This window comes from Roseateles sp. GW821-FHT09G09, from assembly GCF_059415965.1.
The window spans coordinates 374510-392837 of sequence record NZ_JBWKOG010000007.1; the positions used below are offsets into that span (position 1 = coordinate 374510).

General features: G+C 66.0%; 17 protein-coding genes and 1 tRNA gene. All 18 read left to right on the plus strand.

Features of this window, described 5'->3' with window-relative positions; all coding sequences use genetic code 11:
- The first annotated feature begins 26 nt into the window (after positions 1-26).
- The gene (pnp, locus tag AC07O8_RS20560; RefSeq protein WP_495049787.1) at positions 27-2165 is read left to right on the plus strand and encodes a polyribonucleotide nucleotidyltransferase; all 2139 of its coding nucleotides are present in this window, start codon (positions 27-29) and stop codon (positions 2163-2165) included.
- A 37-nt stretch (positions 2166-2202) separates the two neighbouring features.
- The gene (locus AC07O8_RS20565) at positions 2203-3189 is read left to right on the plus strand and encodes an NAD(P)H-quinone oxidoreductase (RefSeq protein WP_495049788.1); all 987 of its coding nucleotides are present in this window, start codon (positions 2203-2205) and stop codon (positions 3187-3189) included.
- Positions 3190-3237: 48 nt separating this feature from the next.
- Positions 3238-3978 carry a triose-phosphate isomerase gene (tpiA, locus tag AC07O8_RS20570; RefSeq protein ID WP_495049789.1) on the plus strand — a complete coding sequence of 247 codons (741 nt, stop codon included), beginning with the start codon at positions 3238-3240 and terminating at the stop codon, positions 3976-3978.
- Between the two features lie 34 nt (positions 3979-4012).
- Complete coding sequence (gene secG, locus AC07O8_RS20575) at positions 4013-4405, plus strand: preprotein translocase subunit SecG (RefSeq protein WP_431103171.1); 393 nt, start codon at positions 4013-4015, stop codon at positions 4403-4405.
- A gap of 134 nt (positions 4406-4539) precedes the next feature.
- Positions 4540-4624 (plus strand) — tRNA-Leu (locus AC07O8_RS20580).
- Positions 4625-4913: 289 nt separating this feature from the next.
- A complete protein-coding gene (locus AC07O8_RS20585; protein WP_088407453.1) occupies positions 4914-5273 on the plus strand; it encodes an NADH-quinone oxidoreductase subunit A in 360 nt (119 codons plus the stop codon).
- A gap of 171 nt (positions 5274-5444) precedes the next feature.
- The gene (locus AC07O8_RS20590; RefSeq protein WP_067273441.1) at positions 5445-5921 is read left to right on the plus strand and encodes a NuoB/complex I 20 kDa subunit family protein; all 477 of its coding nucleotides are present in this window, start codon (positions 5445-5447) and stop codon (positions 5919-5921) included.
- Between the two features lie 20 nt (positions 5922-5941).
- Entirely contained in the window at positions 5942-6538 is a 597-nt protein-coding gene (locus AC07O8_RS20595) for an NADH-quinone oxidoreductase subunit C (RefSeq protein WP_297526090.1), read from the plus strand.
- 2 nt (positions 6539-6540) lie between these two features.
- The gene (locus tag AC07O8_RS20600) at positions 6541-7797 is read left to right on the plus strand and encodes an NADH-quinone oxidoreductase subunit D (RefSeq protein WP_495049790.1); all 1257 of its coding nucleotides are present in this window, start codon (positions 6541-6543) and stop codon (positions 7795-7797) included.
- Between the two features lie 11 nt (positions 7798-7808).
- Entirely contained in the window at positions 7809-8351 is a 543-nt protein-coding gene (locus tag AC07O8_RS20605) for an NADH-quinone oxidoreductase subunit NuoE family protein (protein WP_495049791.1), read from the plus strand.
- Between the two features lie 12 nt (positions 8352-8363).
- On the plus strand, positions 8364-9752 hold the full coding sequence (gene nuoF, locus AC07O8_RS20610; protein ID WP_495049792.1) for an NADH-quinone oxidoreductase subunit NuoF: 1389 nt from the start codon (positions 8364-8366) through the stop codon (positions 9750-9752).
- Between the two features lie 21 nt (positions 9753-9773).
- A complete protein-coding gene (nuoG, locus tag AC07O8_RS20615; protein WP_495049793.1) occupies positions 9774-12107 on the plus strand; it encodes an NADH-quinone oxidoreductase subunit NuoG in 2334 nt (777 codons plus the stop codon).
- A gap of 10 nt (positions 12108-12117) precedes the next feature.
- Positions 12118-13215, plus strand: a complete 1098-nt coding sequence (gene nuoH, locus AC07O8_RS20620) for an NADH-quinone oxidoreductase subunit NuoH (RefSeq protein ID WP_495049794.1) — start codon at positions 12118-12120, stop codon at positions 13213-13215.
- A 15-nt stretch (positions 13216-13230) separates the two neighbouring features.
- Positions 13231-13713 carry an NADH-quinone oxidoreductase subunit NuoI gene (gene nuoI / locus AC07O8_RS20625; RefSeq protein WP_255362648.1) on the plus strand — a complete coding sequence of 161 codons (483 nt, stop codon included), beginning with the start codon at positions 13231-13233 and terminating at the stop codon, positions 13711-13713.
- Between the two features lie 79 nt (positions 13714-13792).
- Positions 13793-14434 (plus strand): NADH-quinone oxidoreductase subunit J, encoded by a 642-nt coding sequence (locus tag AC07O8_RS20630; RefSeq protein WP_495049795.1) that lies wholly within the window; start codon positions 13793-13795, stop codon positions 14432-14434.
- Complete coding sequence (gene nuoK, locus AC07O8_RS20635) at positions 14434-14745, plus strand: NADH-quinone oxidoreductase subunit NuoK (protein ID WP_067273420.1); 312 nt, start codon at positions 14434-14436, stop codon at positions 14743-14745. Before AC07O8_RS20630 ends, nuoK begins: the two co-directional genes overlap by 1 nt.
- A 20-nt stretch (positions 14746-14765) precedes the next feature.
- Positions 14766-16829: an NADH-quinone oxidoreductase subunit L gene (nuoL, locus tag AC07O8_RS20640; RefSeq protein ID WP_495049796.1), complete on the plus strand. Its 2064-nt coding sequence runs from the start codon at positions 14766-14768 to the stop codon at positions 16827-16829.
- Between the two features lie 18 nt (positions 16830-16847).
- Complete coding sequence (locus AC07O8_RS20645; RefSeq protein WP_495049797.1) at positions 16848-18317, plus strand: NADH-quinone oxidoreductase subunit M; 1470 nt, start codon at positions 16848-16850, stop codon at positions 18315-18317.
- Positions 18318-18328: the final 11 nt, after the last annotated feature.

Sequence of the window (18328 nt, forward strand, 5' to 3'; positions counted from 1 at the left end):
GCATCCCTGAACTGAGGAGAACTCGAATGAGCATGTTCAACAAGGTCGTGAAGACCTTCCAATGGGGCCAACATCAAGTCGTGATGGAGACCGGCGAGATCGCCCGTCAGTCCTCCGGCGCCGTGCTGGTGAACATCGAGGACACCGTGGTGCTGGCGACCGTCGTCGCCAAGTCCTCGCCCAAGGCCGGCCAGGACTTCTTCCCGCTGACCGTCGACTACATCGAGAAGACCTACGCCGCCGGCAAGATCCCCGGCAGCTTCTTCAAGCGTGAAGGCCGTCCGAGCGAGCTCGAGACCCTGACCTCGCGCCTGATCGACCGCCCGATCCGCCCGCTGTTCCCGGAAGGCTTCTTCAACGAAGTCCAGGTCGTGATCCACACGGTGTCGCTGAACCCTGAAGTCCAGGCCGACATCGCCGCCCTGATCGCCACCAGCGCCGCGCTGGCCATCTCCGGCATCCCGTTCAACGGCCCGATCGGCGCCGCCCGCGTGGGCTACGTCAACGGCGAATACGTGTTGAACCCGGGCAAGACCCAGCTGATCGACTCCAAGCTGGACCTGGTCGTCGCCGGCACCGAAGCCGCCGTGCTGATGGTCGAGTCCGAAGCCGACCAGCTGAGCGAAGACATCATGCTGGGCGCCGTGACCTTCGGTCACGACCAGGGCAAGGTCGCCATCGCCGCCATCAACGAACTGGTCCGCGACGCCGGCAAGCCGTCCTGGAACTGGGTCGCCCCGGCCAAGGACGAAGCCTTCATCGCCAAGGTCACCGCCCTGGCTGAAGAAGAGCTGCGCGCCGCCTACCAGATCCGCTCGAAGCAGGCCCGCACCGAGGCCTGCCGCTCGGCCTACTCGAAGGTCAAGGCTGCCCTGACCGCCGAAGGCACCGCCTTCGACGGCGTCGAGGTCGACGGCCTGCTGTTCGAGATCGAAGCCCGCATCGTGCGCGGCCAGATCCTGGCCGGCGAGCCGCGCATCGACGGCCGCGACACCCGCACCGTGCGTGCCATCGAGATCCGCAATGGCGTGCTGCCGCGCGCCCACGGCTCGTCGCTGTTCACCCGCGGCGAAACGCAGGCGCTGGTCGCCGCGACGCTGGGCACCGACCGCGACGCGCAGACCATCGACGCGCTGGCCGGCGAGTACTCCGAGCGCTTCATGCTGCACTACAACATGCCCCCGTTCGCCACCGGCGAAACCGGTCGCGTGGGCAGCCCCAAGCGCCGCGAAATCGGCCACGGCCGCCTGGCCAAGCGCGCGCTCGTCGCCGTGCTGCCGACCAAGGAAGACTTCCCGTACTCGATCCGCGTCGTCTCGGAAATCACCGAGTCCAACGGCTCGTCGTCGATGGCTTCGGTTTGCGGCGGCTGCCTGTCGCTGCTGGACGCCGGCGTGCCGCTGAAGGCGCACGTCGCCGGCATCGCCATGGGCCTGATCAAGGACGCCAACCGCTTCGCCGTGCTGACCGACATCCTGGGCGATGAAGATCACCTGGGCGACATGGACTTCAAGGTGGCCGGCACGACCTCGGGCATCACCGCGCTGCAGATGGACATCAAGATCCAGGGCATCACCAAGGAAATCATGCAGGTCGCCCTGGCGCAAGCCAAGGAAGCCCGCCTGCACATCCTGGAAGCCATGGTCGGCGCCCAGGGCGAAGCCAACGCCGAGATCTCGCAGTTCGCGCCGCGTCTGTACACGATGAAGATCAATCCGGAGAAGATCCGTGACGTGATCGGCAAGGGCGGCGCGACCATCCGCGCGCTGACCGAAGAGACCGGCACGCAGATCGACATCGGCGAAGACGGCACGATCACGATCGCGTCGACCGACGGCGCCAAGGCCGAGATCGCCAAGAAGCGCATCGCCGAGATCACCGCGGAAGCCGAGATCGGCAAGGTCTATGAAGGCGCGGTCACCAAGATCCTGGACTTCGGCGCGCTGGTCAACATCCTCCCGGGCAAGGACGGCCTGCTGCACATCAGCCAGATCGCGCACCAGCGCGTCGAGAAGGTCACCGACTTCCTGAGCGAAGGCCAGATCGTCAAGGTCAAGGTGCTCGAGACCGACGAGAAGGGTCGCATCAAGCTGTCGATGAAGGCGCTGCTGGACCGCGACGCTCCGGCGCCGCACCACGGCCACGGCGAAGGCTCGGGCGAGTAATCGTCCAGCCCTCCGGCACCTCACGCCACTGCATGCCATGAAGGCGATTGCCATCACCCAGCCCGGCGGACCGGAGGTCCTGCAGCTGGTCGAGCGCGCCGACCCCGTCGCCGGGGTTGGCGAGTGCCTGATCCGCGTGCAGGCCTACGGCATCAACCGTCCGGACGTGCTGCAGCGCAAGGGCGCGTATCCGGCGCCGGCCGGCGCCAGCGATCTTCCAGGTCTGGAAGTCGCGGGCACGGTCGAGTCGGGTGACGCCCAGGCGCTGGCCGCCGTCGGCCTGAAGGTCGGCGACGCGGTCTGCGCGCTGGTGGCGGGCGGCGGTTATGCCGAGCTCTGCGTCGCGCCGGTGGCCCAGTGCCTGCCGGTGCCCGCGGGCTGGAGCATGGTCGAGGCGGCGAGCCTGCCGGAAACCTTCTTCACCGTCTGGAGCAACGTCTTCGAGCGCGCACGCCTGCAGCCGGGCGAAAGCCTGCTGGTCCATGGCGGCAGCAGCGGCATCGGCGTGACGGCGATCCAGCTGGCGAAGGCGTTGGGCGCGACGGTGCTGGTCACCGTCGGCAACGCGGACAAGGCGAAGGCCTGCCTGGCGCTAGGCGCCGACGTCGCGATCAACTATCGCGACCAGGACTTCGTCGAGGAAGTGAAGGCGGCCACGAGCGGCCGCGGCGTCGACGTGATCCTGGACATGGTCGCCGGCAGCTATGTCGCGCGCAATGTGCAGTGCCTGGCCGACGACGGCCGTGCCGTGATCATCGCGGTGCAGGGCGGCGTGAAGGCGGAGTTCGATGCGGGTCAGGTCTTGCGCCGCCGGCTGACGATCACCGGTTCCACGCTGCGTCCGCGCCCGATCGCCTTCAAGGCCGGCATCGCCCGCGCGCTGCGCGAGCGCGTGTGGCCGCTGCTCGAGTCGCGGGCGATCTCGCCGGTGATCTTCAGGCAGCTGCCCGCGACGGAAGCCGCCGCGGCGCATGCGCTGATGGAATCGGGCGAGCACGTCGGCAAGATCGTGCTGAGCTGGTGAGCGGTCCGCTCATCCGCAGGATTTTTCGGATTCAAGGGAGTTGATCTGATGCGCAAGAAACTGGTGGTCGGCAACTGGAAGATGCACGGCACCCGTGCGTCCAACGCCGTGCTGCTGGCGGGCCTCAAGGAAGCGGGTCCGTGGAACGCCCAGGTCGCCGTGTGCGTGCCGTTCCCGTACATCACGGACACGGCGCTCGGGCTGACCGGCACGCAGGTCGCCTACGGCTCGCAGGACGTGTCCACGCACGAGCAGGGCGCCTACACCGGCGAGGTGTCGTCGGCCATGCTGGCGGACCTGGGTTGCCGCTATGCGATCGTCGGCCACTCGGAGCGCCGCGCGTACCACGTCGAAAGCGATCAGCTGGTCGCCGACAAGGCCAAGGCCGCGCTGGCGCATGGCGTCACGCCCATCGTCTGCGTCGGCGAGACGCTGGCCGAGCGCGAGGCGGGTCGCACCGAGGAAGTGGTCAAGCGTCAGCTCGCGGCGGTCATCCACACGCTGACGCACTGCATCGGCGAGATCGTGGTGGCCTACGAGCCGGTCTGGGCGATCGGCACCGGCCTGACGGCCACGCCGGAGCAGGCCCAGCAGGTCCACGCGCTGCTGCGTCAGCAATTGCGCGCGGCCACGCAGAAGGCCGATCAGATGCAGATCCTGTACGGCGGCAGCGTCAAGCCCGACAACGCCCCCCAACTGTTTGCGCAGACGGACATCGACGGCGGCCTCATCGGAGGCGCCGCGCTGAAGTCGGCCGATTTCGCGGCGATCTGCCGCGCTGCCGGCTGAAGCCCGGCGTTCAAGGTTCCTGGAGAAAATAGCAATGCAAGTGATGATGAATCTGGTCCTGGTGCTGCAACTGGTTGCAGCGCTGGCGATGATCGGCCTGGTGCTGGTGCAGCATGGCAAGGGCGCCGACATGGGCGCGTCGTTCGGCAGCGGCGCCTCGGGCTCGCTGTTCGGCGCCACCGGCAGCGCGAACTTCCTGTCGCGCTCGACGGCTGTCGCGGCGACGATCTTCTTCGTGTCGACGCTGGCGCTGGCCTACATGGGCAGCCACCGCGACGGCGGCATCGGTTCCGGTCCGTCGGCGGGCGAGCAGCTGCTCGAACGCGCCGCCGTGCCGTCCGCGCCGGCCTCCGCTGCCGTGCTGCCGGGTGCCTCGATCGCACCGCAGGCGGCGCCTTCGGCTGCCGCTTCCGGCGCGTCGAACTGACAGAGCTGGGCGGCAAGCGCAAGCACCTCGACAAAATTGCTTTGGTTTCCTTTTGGAGCTTGAAAAGCACTATAGAATTCGAGGCTGTCTGAAGCGCAAGCCGTCAAGACAAAGTCACTGAAAGGTGACGATATGCCGACGTGGTGAAATTGGTAGACACGCTATCTTGAGGGGGTAGTGGCGAAAGCTGTGCGAGTTCGAGTCTCGCCGTCGGCACCAGAATCAATCGGCCTGCCATGGTCTTCGCGATCTAGCCGGAAAGCCGGATCGAATGTGATCAAGCAGGTTGAGGACTCGGGAAATTCCAGCGCCCATCAGGTGTGCGAATTTTCGGAGGACAAGGCGGGCGCGGTCCGTGAGCGATTGGATAATCGCTGGCGGCGCGCCCGTTGCTTTTGCCGAATCTTTGGTCGGCCCTGGCCCGCCAATCTTCGGTGACACGCCGGGAAATGGTTTTGCCGTTCAAGGTCGGCAGTATCTGATCCCGGCCATACAACGAGAGCAAGTCGTGAGCCTGGAACAATACCTGCCCGTCATCCTTTTCATCCTGGTCGGTTGCGGAGTGGGTATCGCTCCGCAAGTGCTGGGCTTCCTGGCGGGTCCGCGTCGCCCTGACGCGGCAAAGAACAGCCCGTATGAATGCGGCTTCGAGGCCTTCGAGGACGCGCGCATGAAGTTCGACGTGCGCTACTACCTCGTCGCCATCCTCTTCATCCTCTTCGATCTGGAAATCGCCTTCCTGTTCCCGTGGGCGGTCTCGCTGCGCGAGATCGGTCCGACGGGCTTCTGGGCGATGATGATCTTCCTGGGCATCCTGGTCGTGGGCTTCGCCTACGAATGGAAGAAGGGCGCGCTCGACTGGGAGTGACGACCTGACCGCGGATCCGCGATGACGCGCCGGATCCGTGAACGCATGAAGACACGGCGCCCGTTTCGGGCGCGTGTCCGTTAGGGAAGGGCAACGCGTCAACGCGGCGTTAATGCGACGACCGCAGTCCGACGCGCCTTCTCCGCTGATCTCGAAAGATGGGAATTCGATATGGGTAACGAAGGCGTAATGAAGGAAGGCTTCATGACCACCCAGCTGGACAAGCTGGTGAACTGGTCCAAGACCGGTTCGTTGTGGCCGATGACCTTCGGTCTCGCCTGCTGCGCGGTCGAGATGATGCACGCGGGCGCCGCCCGCTACGACATCGACCGCTTCGGCATGCTGTTCCGTCCCAGCCCGCGCCAGTCCGACCTGATGATCGTGGCCGGCACGCTGTGCAACAAGATGGCGCCGGCGCTGCGCAAGGTCTACGACCAGATGGCCGAGCCGCGCTGGGTGCTCTCGATGGGCAGCTGCGCCAACGGCGGCGGCTACTACCATTACAGCTATTCGGTGGTGCGCGGCTGTGACCGCATCGTCCCGGTCGACGTCTATGTCCCGGGCTGTCCGCCGACCGCCGAGGCGCTGCTCTACGGCATCCTGCAGCTGCAGGCCAAGATCCGCCGCGAGAACACCATCGCTCGCTGAGCAGAAGCAGGCAGACTCCCATGACCATCAAACTCGACACCCTGCAGGCGGCCCTGCACAGCGTGCTGGGCGACCAGATCGTCGCGTTCAAGCGCGAGCTGGGTGAAATCACGATCACCGTCGCGGCCAAGGACTACTTCAACGTCGCCAAGCTGCTGCGGGACCACTCGGAGCTGCGCTTCGAGCAGCTGATCGACCTGTGCGGCGTGGACTACTCCGCCTACAAGGACGGCGCCTACGAAGGCGCGCGCTTCGCGGTCGTCACCCACCTGCTGTCGATCAACAAGAACTGGCGCCTGCGCCTGAAGGTCTTCGCGCCGGAGGACGACTTCCCGTCGGTCGCCGCCGTGACGCCGATCTGGAACGCCGCCAACTGGTTCGAGCGCGAAGCGTTCGACCTCTACGGGATCATCTTCGAAGGTCATGAAGACCTTCGTCGCATCCTGACCGATTACGGTTTCATCGGTCACCCGATGCGCAAGGACTTCCCGGTGACGGGCCATGTCGAGATGCGTTACGACCCCGAGCAGAAGCGCGTGATCTACCAGCCGGTGACCATCGAGCCGCGCGAGATCACGCCGCGCGTGATCCGCGAAGACAACTACGGGGGCCTGTGAGCATGCCAGCCGAAATCAAGAACTACACCCTGAACTTCGGGCCGCAGCATCCAGCCGCGCACGGCGTGCTGCGCCTGGTGCTGGAGCTGGACGGGGAGGTCATCCAGCGCGCCGACCCGCACATCGGCCTGCTGCACCGCGCCACCGAGAAGCTGGCCGAGAGCAAGACCTTCATCCAGTCGCTGCCCTACATGGACCGCCTCGACTACGTGTCGATGATGTCCAACGAGCACGCCTACTGCCTGGCCATCGAGAAGATGCTCGGCCTGGAAGTGCCGGAGCGCGCGCAGTACATCCGCGTGATGTTCGGCGAGCTGACCCGCATCCTGAACCACCTGCTCTGGCTGGGCGCGCACGGCATCGACTGCGGCGCGATGAACATCCTCATCTACTGCTTCCGCGAGCGTGAGGACATCTTCGACATGTACGAGGCGGTCTCCGGCGCGCGCATGCACGCCGCCTACTTCCGTCCGGGCGGCGTGTACCGCGACCTGCCGGACTCGATGCCGCAGTACAAGGTCAGCAAGATCAAGAACCAGAAGGCGATCGACAAGCTCAACGAGAACCGCCAGGGTTCGCTGCTGGACTTCATCGAGGACTTCTGCAAGCGCTTCCCGGCCAACGTCGACGACTACGAGACGCTGCTGACCGACAACCGCATCTGGAAGCAGCGCACGGTCGGCATCGGCGTCGTCACGCCCGAGCGCGCTTTGAACCTGGGCCTGACCGGCCCGATGCTGCGCGGCTCCGGCATCGCGTGGGACACGCGCAAGACGCAGCCTTACGACGTGTATGGCCGCATGGACTTCGACATCCCCATCGGCACCAACGGCGACACCTACGACCGCTACTGCGTGCGCGTCGAGGAAATGCGCCAGTCCAACCGCATCGTCCAGCAGTGCGTGAAGTGGCTCAAGGCCAACCCCGGTCCGGTCATCACCGACAACCACAAGGTCGCTCCGCCGAGCCGCGTGGCGATGAAGACCAGCATGGAAGAGCTGATCCACCACTTCAAGCTGTTCACCGAAGGTTTCCGCGTCCCCGAGGGCGAGGCCTACGCATCGGTCGAGCACCCGAAGGGCGAGTTCGGCATCTATCTGATCAGCGACGGCGCCAACAAGCCGTACCGGCTGAAGATCCGCGCGCCCGGCTATTCGCATCTGGCTGCGCTGGACGAGATGGCCCGCGGACACATGATTGCCGACGCGGTGGCCGTGATCGGCACGATGGACATCGTGTTCGGTGAAATTGACCGTTGAGTGGTGACCGCATGAGCAGCACTGAAATTGTGAGCACCGGCTTCGTGTTGAGCGAGGCCACCGCAGCCCGCTTCGCGCGCGAGGTCGCGAAGTACCCGGCCGAGCAGGCGCAGTCGGCCGTGATGGCCTGCCTGTCCATCGTCCAGCAGGAGCAGGGCTTCGTGTCCCGCGAGGCCGAGGACGCGATCGCGCACTACCTGGGCATGCCGGCGATCGCCGTCTACGAGGTCACGACCTTCTACAACATGTACAACCAGCGCAAGCTGGGCCTGTTCAAGCTGAACGTCTGCACCAACCTGCCGTGCCAGCTGCGCGACGGCCAGAAGGCGCTGGACCATCTCTGCTCGAAGCTGGGCGTCGAGGCCGGCGGCACGACCGCCGACGGCGTCTTCACCGTGCAGCAGAGCGAGTGCCTGGGCGCCTGCGCCGACTCGCCGGTGATGCTGGTCAACGACCGCCAGATGCTGAGCTTCATGAGCGCCGAGCGGCTGGACGAGCTGGTGGATGCGCTCAGAGCGCACCATGGCCAGCAATCCGCGGCCAACAAGAACTGAGGGACCCCGACGATGACGAACATCGATCTCTCGAAGTGGCAGGCCACCGGCAAGGAAACCTGCTTCCACGACCGTAACATCACCCCGCAGATCTACGCGGGCCTCGATGGCAAGAACTGGTCGCTGAAGGACTACGAAGCGCGCGGCGGCTACCAGGCCCTGCGCAAGATCCTCGCCCAGGGCGAGGGTCAGGGCATGACCTCCGACCAGGTCATCGCGGAAGTGAAGGCCTCCGGCCTGCGCGGCCGCGGCGGCGCGGGCTTCCCGACCGGCCTGAAGTGGAGCTTCATGCCGCGCCAGTTCCCGGGTGCGAAGTACCTGGTCTGCAACAGCGACGAGGGTGAGCCCGGGACCTGCAAGGACCGCGACATCCTGATGTTCAACCCGCACATCGTCATCGAAGGCATGGCGATCGCGGCGTTCGCGATGGGCATCAAGGTCGGCTACAACTACATCCACGGCGAGATCTTCGAGGTGTACGAACGCTTCGAAGCCGCGTTGGAAGAGGCCCGCGCGGCCGGCTACCTGGGCGACAACATCCTGGGCAGCAACTTCAGCTTCCAGCTGCACGGCCACCACGGCTTCGGCGCCTACATCTGCGGCGAGGAAACCGCGCTGCTCGAATCGCTCGAAGGCAAGAAGGGCCAGCCGCGCTTCAAGCCGCCGTTCCCGGCCTCGTTCGGCCTGTACGGCAAGCCGACGACCATCAACAACACCGAGACCTTCGCGGCGGTGCCCTGGATCATCCGCAACGGCGGCCAGGCCTACCTCGAGGTCGGCAAGCCCAACAACGGCGGCACCAAGATCTTCTCGATCTCCGGCGACGTCGAGCGTCCGGGCAACTACGAGATCCCGCTGGGCACCTCGTTCGAGAAGCTGCTCGAGCTCGCCGGCGGCATGCGCGGCGGCCGCAAGCTCAAGGCGGTCATCCCCGGCGGCTCGTCCGCCCCGGTGCTGCCGGCCAACGTCATGATGCAGTGCACGATGGACTATGACTCCATCGCCAAGGCCGGCTCCATGCTGGGTTCGGGCGCCGTCATCGTGATGGACGAGACCCGCTGCATGGTGACCAGCCTGCTGCGCCTGTCCTACTTCTACGCGCACGAATCCTGCGGCCAGTGCACGCCCTGCCGCGAAGGCACGGGCTGGATGCACCGCGTGATCGAGCGCATCGCCCACGGCAAGGGCCGCATCGAGGACATCGACCTGCTGAACTCCGTGGCCGACAACATCCAGGGCCGCACCATCTGCGCGCTCGGTGATGCCGCGGCGATGCCGGTGCGCGCGATGCTGAAGCACTTCAAGGGCGAGTTCATCGCGATGATCGAACAGGCCCAGCAGAACAAGGCGCCTGCCGCGTCGTCCCCGTCCGCCACGGCGAAGTCGCCGGCGCACGCCTGATCGGAGCCGCTGAGAAGAACTATGGTTGAAATCGAACTCGACGGCCAGAAGGTCGAAGTGCCCGAAGGCAGCATGGTGATGCATGCCGCCGAGAAGGCCGGCACCTACATCCCGCACTTCTGCTACCACAAGAAGCTGAGCATCGCGGCCAACTGCCGCATGTGCCTGGTGGACGTGGAGAAGGCGCCCAAGCCGCTGCCCGCCTGCGCCACGCCGGTGACGCAGGGCATGATCGTCCGCACCAAGAGCGAGAAAGCCATCAAGGCCCAGCAGGGCGTGATGGAGTTCCTGCTGATCAATCACCCGCTGGACTGCCCGATCTGCGACCAGGGCGGCGAATGCCAGCTGCAGGATCTGGCCGTCGGCTACGGCGCCAGCGCCTCGCGCTACTCGGAAGAGAAGCGCGTGGTGTTCCACAAGAACGTCGGCCCGCTGATCTCGATGGAAGAGATGAGCCGCTGCATCCACTGCACGCGCTGCGTCCGCTTCGGCCAGGAGATCTCCGGCGTGATGGAGCTCGGCATGGCGCACCGCGGCGAGCACAGCGAGATCCAGACCTTCGTCGGCCGCACCGTGGACTCGGAGCTGTCGGGCAACATGATCGACATCTGCCCGGTCGGCGCGCTGACCAGCAAGCCCTTCCGCTACAGCGCCCGCACCTGGGAACTGTCGCGTCGCAAGAGCGTCAGCCCGCATGACTCGACCGGCGCCAACCTGATCGTGCAGGTCAAGAACAACGAAGTGTTGCGCGTCGTCCCGATGGAGAACGAAGCCGTCAACGAGTGCTGGATCGCCGACCGCGACCGCTTCTCCTACGAAGCGCTGAACGGCGACGAACGCCTGACCACGCCGATGCTCAAGCAGGGCGGGGAATGGAAGCCGGTCGACTGGACCACCGCGCTCGAGTACGTCGCCAACGGCCTGAAGCAGGTCAAGACGGAGAAGGGCGGCGCGTCCATCGCCGCGCTGGGCTCCGAGCACAGCACCGTCGAGGAACTGCATCTGCTCGCGCAACTGGTGCGCGGCCTGGGCAGCGAGAACATCGACACGCAGCTGCGCGTCGTCGACCCGGCGCTGCGCGCCGCGGACGGCAAGGCGCTGTGGCTGGGCACCTCGATCGCGTCGCTGTCGCAACTGGACCGCGCCTTCGTCGTCGGCTCGTCGCTGCGCAAGGACCACCCGCTGTTCGCGCAACGCCTGCGCCAGGCCGCCCGCCGCGGCGCGCAGGTCGTGTCGCTGGCCGGCTCGGTCGAGGACTGGAAGATGCCGGTCGCTGCCGCGATCACCGCCGCGCCGTCGGCCTGGGTCGCTGAACTGGCCAACGTCGCCGCCGCGATCGGCGCATCGAAGGGCGTCAGCGCGCCGGCCCAAGGCACCGCCACCGACGCCGCCAAGGCGATCGCCGACACGCTGCTGTCGGGCGAGCGCAAGGCCGTGCTGATCGGCAACGCCGCGATCCAGCATCCGCAGGCCGCGACGCTGCTGTCGCTGGCGAACTGGATCGGCGAGCAGACCGGCGCCACCGTCGGCGTGCTGTCGGCCGCCGCGAACAGCGTCGGCGCGCAGCTCGTCAACGCGCGCCCGGGGCAGGGCGGTCGCACGGCGGCCCAGCTGCTGAACGACCAGCCGGCCAAGGCGCTGCTGCTGCTCAACACCGACCCGGTGCTGGACGGCGCGAACGCCGCCGCCGCCGCCAAGGCCGTCAACGCGGCCGAGATGGTGGTCGTGCTGACCCCGTTCAAGACCGGCCCGGTGGTCGAGTTCGCCGACGTGCTGCTGCCGACGGCGCCGTTCACCGAGACCTCGGGCAGCTTCGTCAACGCGGAAGGCCGCCTGCAGAGCTTCGTCGGCGTGGCCAAGGCCCGCGGCGAGACGCGTCCGGGCTGGAAGATCCTGCGCGTGCTGGGCAACCTGCTGAGCCTGCAGGGCTTCGACTTCGACAGCTCCGAGCAGGTCCGCACCGCGGCGCTGGGCTCGTCGCTGGACCTGGCGAGCCGCCTGGGCAACACCGTGTCGGCCCAGTCCGCCGCGGTGGCCCCGGTGCAAGGCCTGGAACGCCTGACGACGGTGCCGATCTACGCGACCGACGCGCTGGTGCGTCGCGCCACCTCGCTGCAGCTGACCCGCGACGGCCGTGATGCGGCGATCGCTTCGCTGCCGCAGGCGCTGTGGACCGAACTCGGCCTCGCCGAGAAGGGCGCGCAGGTGCGCGTGTCCCAGAACGGCGGCGAGGCCGTGCTGGCCGCGCAGCTGGACGCTTCGCTGCCCGCGACCGTGGTGCGCATCCCCGCCGGCATCCCCGAGACCGCCGCACTGGGCGCGTTCACCGGCGCGATCGCCGTGACCAAGGCCTGAGGACGAGACGATGGAAAACTTCTATAACACCGGCGCCTCGCTGCTGGGAGGTGTGGTCTGGCCGGTGGTCTGGAGCGTGCTCAAGATCATCGCCGTGCTGCTGCCGCTGCTGGGCTGCGTCGCCTACCTGACGCTGTGGGAACGCAAGGCCATCGGCTGGTCGCAGATCCGTCCGGGTCCGAACCGTGTCGGTCCGCTGGGCCTGCTGACCCCGATCGCCGACGCCGTGAAGCTGATCTTCAAGGAGATCATCGTCCCGAGCGCCGCGAACAAGGGGCTGTTCTTCCTCGGCCCGATCATGACGATCATGCCGGCGCTGGCCGCCTGGGCGGTCGTGCCCTTCGGCCCGGGCGTCGCGATCGCCGACGTCAACGCCGGCCTGCTGTTCCTGATGGCCATCACCTCGCTCGAGGTCTACGGCGTGATCATCGCGGGCTGGGCCTCGAACTCGAAGTACGCCTTCCTGGGCGCGCTGCGTGCCTCGGCGCAGATGGTCTCGTACGAGATCGCGATGGGCTTCTGCCTGGTCGTCGTCCTGATGGTCACGGGCTCGATGAACGTCAGCGCCATCGTGACCAGCCAGGAGCAGGGCTGGTTCGCGTCGCACGGCGTGAACATCCTGTCCTGGAACTGGCTGCCGCTGCTGCCCATCTTCCTGGTGTACTTCATCTCCGGCCTGGCCGAGACGAACCGCCACCCCTTCGACGTCGTCGAAGGCGAATCGGAAATCGTGGCCGGCCACATGATCGAGTACTCGGGCATGTCGTTCGCGATGTTCTTCCTGGCCGAGTACGCCAACATGATCCTGGTGTCGGCCCTCGCGGTGCTGATGTTCCTGGGCGGCTGGTCGGCCCCGATCTCGTGGTCGCTGCTGGGCATGGACACGCCGGCCTGGATCCAGCACTCGATGGCGTTCTGGAACTGGTTCTGGCTGTTCGCCAAGACCTTCTTCGTCGTGACCTGCTTCCTGTGGGTGCGCGCGACCTTCCCCCGCTATCGCTATGACCAGATCATGCGTCTGGGCTGGAAGATCTTCATTCCGGTCACCCTGGTGTGGCTCGTCGTGGTGGGTCTGTGGATCCAGTCGCCGTTCAATATCTGGAAGTAATCCGAGGTACCCGCTGTGATCAAGGACCTAGTCAAGAGCTTCATGCTCACCGAGCTGCTGAAGGGCATGGCCCTCACCGGCCGGCATTTCCTCTCGAAGAACATCACGGTGCAGTTCCCGGAAGAGAAGACCCCGCTGTCTCCTCGCTTCCGCGGTCTGCACGCGCTGCGCCGGTACGAGAACGGTGAAGAGCGCTGCATCGCCTGCAAGCTGTGCGAGGCCGTGTGCCCCGCCATGGCGATCACGATCGAATCCGAGGTGCGCGCGGACGGCTCGCGCCGCACGACGCGTTACGACATCGACCTGACCAAGTGCATCTTCTGCGGCTTCTGCGAAGAGAGCTGCCCGGTCGACTCGATCGTCGAGACCGACATCTTCGAATACCACGGCGAAAAGCGCGGCGACCTGTACTTCACCAAGGAGATGCTCCTGGCGGTGGGGGACCGGTACGAACCGCAGATCGCAGCCAGCAAGGAGGCCGACGCCAAGTACCGCTGACCGGTCCGGCGGTCTCCTTCACCTTGCCGCGAGGCGAGGGGAGAGGACCGCGACCGGCGGCCTGCTTGCAGGACATCGCATGGATATCACTACCGCGCTCTTCTACGTTTTCTCGGCCGTTCTGCTGGCCTCTGCGATCCGTGTCATCACGGCCAAGAGCACCGTGCACTCGGCCCTGTTCCTCATCCTGTCCTTCTTCAGCGCCTCCTGTCTGTGGATGCTGCTGAAGGCGGAGTTCCTGGCCATCACGCTGGTGCTGGTCTACATCGGCGCCGTGATGGTGCTGTTCCTGTTCGTCGTGATGATGCTGGACTTCGAGTCCACCGCCGTGCGCGAGAGCATCTGGAAGCACCTGCCGGTGGCCAGCCTGGTCGGCGCGGTCATCGCGCTGGAGATCGCGGCCGTGCTGATGGGCGGCTTCCGCGGCGTCGAGAACGCCCCGGAGATCCCCAACATGGCGCAGCTGGGCAACACCAAGCTGCTGGGCATCGAGATCTACACCAACTACCTGTTCCCGGTGCAGATCGCCGCGGTGCTGCTGCTGGTGGGGATCATCGCGGCGATCGCGCTGACGCTGCGCGGCCGCAAGGACTCGCGCCACCAGGACGCGTCGCAGCAGGTGCGCGTGAAGAAGGCGGACCGCCTGCGCATCGTCAAGGTCGCCCCGACCGTCGAAGCGCCGTCCCTGCCGGCGGCTGACAAGAACGAAGGAGCCGCGTGATGGGTGCGCTGAGCCTGAACCATTTCCTGATCCTGGGCGCATTCCTGTTCGCGCTGTCGGTGATCGGGATCTTCCTGAACCGCAAGAACCTGATCGTGCTGCTGATGGCCATCGAGCTGATGCTGCTGGCGGTCAACATGAACTTCGTGGCGTTCTCGCACTACCTGGGCGACATGGCCGGCCAGGTGTTCGTGTTCTTCATCCTCACCGTGGCGGCTGCCGAATCGGCGATCGGCCTGGCGATCCTGGTCGTGCTGTTCCGCAACCGCAGCAGCATCGACGTGGAAGAGCTGGACGCCCTGAAGGGCTGACGAGGGAAGCGAGAAAAACAATGTCTGCAACACTCTCCCAGAACATGCTGCTGGCGGTGCCCCTGGCCCCGCTCGCGGGCGCCATCGTGGCGGGCCTGTTCGGCAAGCAGGTGGGCCGCCGCGGCGCCCACGTGGTGACCATCCTCGGCGTGCTGGTGGCGCTGATCATCTCGGTGATGACGCTCAACGCCGTGCTCGACGGCGCGCGCTTCAACCAGACCGTCTACGAGTGGATGGTGCTGGGCGGCCTGAAGATGGAAGTCGGCTTCATGATCGACGGCCTGTCCGCGATGATGATGTGCGTGGTGACCTTCGTCTCGCTGATGGTGCACATCTACACCATCGGCTACATGGAGGAAGACCCCGGCTACCAGCGCTTCTTCAGCTACATCTCGTTGTTCACCTTCAGCATGCTGATGCTGGTGATGTCCAACAACATGCTGCAGCTGTTCTTCGGCTGGGAAGCGGTGGGCCTGGTGTCCTACCTGCTGATCGGCTTCTGGTACACGAAGCCCACGGCGATCTTCGCCAACATGAAGGCCTTCCTGGTGAACCGGGTCGGCGACTTCGGTTTCATCCTGGGCATCGGCCTGCTGGTCGCCTACGGCGGCTCGCTGAACTACACCGAGACCTTCGCCAAGTCGGCGGAACTGGCCAAGATCGGTTTCGCGAACCCCTTCGGCGCCGAGCCGTGGATGATGCTGAGCGTGGCCTGCATCTGCCTGTTCATCGGCGCGATGGGCAAGTCGGCGCAGTTCCCGCTGCACGTCTGGCTGCCGGACTCGATGGAAGGCCCGACCCCGATCTCGGCGCTGATCCACGCGGCGACGATGGTGACGGCCGGCATCTTCATGGTGTCGCGCTTCAGCCCGCTGTTCGAGCTGTCCGACACGGCGCTGAACTTCGTGCTGATCATCGGCTCGATCACCGCGCTGTTCATGGGCTTCCTGGGCATCATCCAGAACGACATCAAGCGCGTCGTCGCGTACTCCACGCTCTCGCAGCTGGGCTACATGACGGTGGCGCTGGGCGCCTCGGCCTACTCGGTCGCGGTGTTCCACCTGATGACGCACGCGTTCTTCAAGGCGCTGCTGTTCCTGGGCGCGGGCTCCGTGATCATCGGCATGCACCATGACCAGGACATCCGCAACATGGGCGGCCTGCGCAAGTACATGAAGGTGACCTGGATCACCTCGCTGCTGGGCTCGCTGGCGCTGATCGGCACGCCGTTCTTCTCGGGCTTCTACTCGAAGGACTCGATCATCGAGGCCGTGCACGCCTCGCACCTGCCGGGCGCGAGCTTCGCGTACTTCGCGGTGGTGGCTGGCGTCTTCGTGACGGCGTTCTACAGCTTCCGGATGTACTTCCTGGTCTTCCACGGCAAAGAGAACTTCCACCATAAGCCGTTCCCGGGCGAGCACGACCATCACGATGATGATCATGGCGACCACCACGGCGACGCTCACGACCACACGCCGCATGAGTCGAAGTGGGTGGTGACGGTGCCGCTGGTGCTGCTGGCGATCCCGTCGGTGCTGATCGGCTTCTTCACGATCAAGCCGATGCTGCACGGCGACTTCTTCAAGGACTCGATCTTCGTGAACCACGAAGTCCATCACGCGATGGGCGAGCTGGGCGAGGAGTTCCACGGCGCCGTCGCGATGGCGCTGCACAGCGTGCAGACGCTGCCGCTGTGGCTGGCGATCGCCGGCGTGGCCCTGGCCTACTGGTTCTACATGATCAGTCCGTCGATTCCGGCTGCGTTCGCGCGCATCTTCCGCCCGATCGTGACCCTCCTCGAGAACAAGTACTACATGGACTGGTTCAACGAGAACGTGCTGGCCCGCGGCGCGCGCGCGCTGGGCGCCGGCCTGTGGAAGGGCGGGGACCAGGCCGTCATCGACGGCGTGCTGATCAACGGCTCGGCGCGCACGGTGGGCGGCGTCGCCGGCCTGGTGCGGCTGGTCCAGACCGGCCACCTGTACTGGTACGCGCTGGTGATGATCCTGGGTGTCGTCGGTCTGATGACCTGGCAGCTGTGGCCTTACATGGGGCCCCAATTCAAGGCCCTGTTCGGCCTCTGACGCGGGCGGAGAATAAGAATGTTGCTAAGTCTCTCCATCTGGCTGCCCATCGTGTGCGGTGGCCTGCTGCTCGCGCTTGGGCGCGACAACAACGCCGGCGCGGTGCGCTGGCTCGCGCTGGTCGGCGCGGTGCTGTCCTTCCTGGTGACGCTGCCGCTGATCAGCGGTTTCGACACCTCGACGGCGGCGATGCAGTTCGTCGAGGTCGCGACCTGGATCCCGCGCTTCAACATCCACTACCACCTGGGCGTGGACGGCATTTCGATGTGGTTCGTCCCGCTGACGGCCTTCATCTCGATCATCGTGGTGATCGCGGCCTGGGAAGTGATCGACACGCGGGTGCACCAGTACATGGGCGCCTTCCTGATCCTGTCGGGCCTGATGATCGGCGTGTTCTGCGCGCTCGACGGCATGCTGTTCTACGTGTTCTTCGAGGCCACGCTGATCCCGATGTACATCATCATCGGCGTCTGGGGCGGACCTCGTCGCGTGTACGCGGCCTTCAAGTTCTTCCTGTACACGCTGGCCGGCTCGCTGCTGATGCTGATCGCGCTGCTGTACCTGTACAGCCAGTCGGGCAGCTTCGAGATCCTGCTGTGGCACAAGCTGCCGCTGCCGATGTCGGCGCAGTCGCTGCTGTTCTTCGCCTTCTTCGCGGCCTTCGCGGTGAAGGTGCCGATGTGGCCGGTGCACACGTGGTTGCCGGACGCCCACGTGGAGGCGCCGACCGGCGGCTCGGTGGTCCTGGCGGCCATCATGCTGAAGCTGGGCGCCTACGGCTTCCTGCGCTTCTCGCTGCCGATCGCGCCTGACGCGGCCCGTCACTACGACTGGTTCATCATCGGCCTGTCGCTGATCGCGGTGGTCTACATCGGCCTGGTGGCCATGGTCCAGCGCGACATGAAGAAGCTGGTGGCCTACTCGTCGGTCGCCCACATGGGCTTCGTGACGCTGGGCTTCTTCATCTTCAACGAGCTCGGCGTCGCCGGCGGCCTGGTGCAGATGATCTCGCACGGCTTCGTGTCGGGCGCGATGTTCCTGTGCATCGGCGTCCTGTACGACCGCGTGCATTCGCGCGAGATCGCCGACTACGGCGGCGTCGTCAACACGATGCCCAAGTTCGCGGCGCTGGCGGTGTTCTTCGGCATGGCCAACTGCGGCCTGCCGGCGACGGCCGGTTTCGTGGGCGAGTGGATGGTGATCCTGGGCGCCGTCGGCCACAACTTCTGGATCGGCCTGCTGGCGGCCACGGCGCTGATCTTCGGTGCCGCGTACACGCTGTGGATGATCAAGCGCGTCTACTTCGGCGCGGTGACCAACGACAACGTCCGCAACCTGACCGACATCAACGGCCGCGAGTTCCTGATGCTGGGCGTGCTGGCGATCGCGACGCTCTTCATGGGCGTGTACCCGAAGCCGTTCACCGACGTGATGCATCCATCCGTCGACGCGCTGCTCAAGCACGTCGCGGTGTCCAAGATCCAATAAGGGCCCAACAC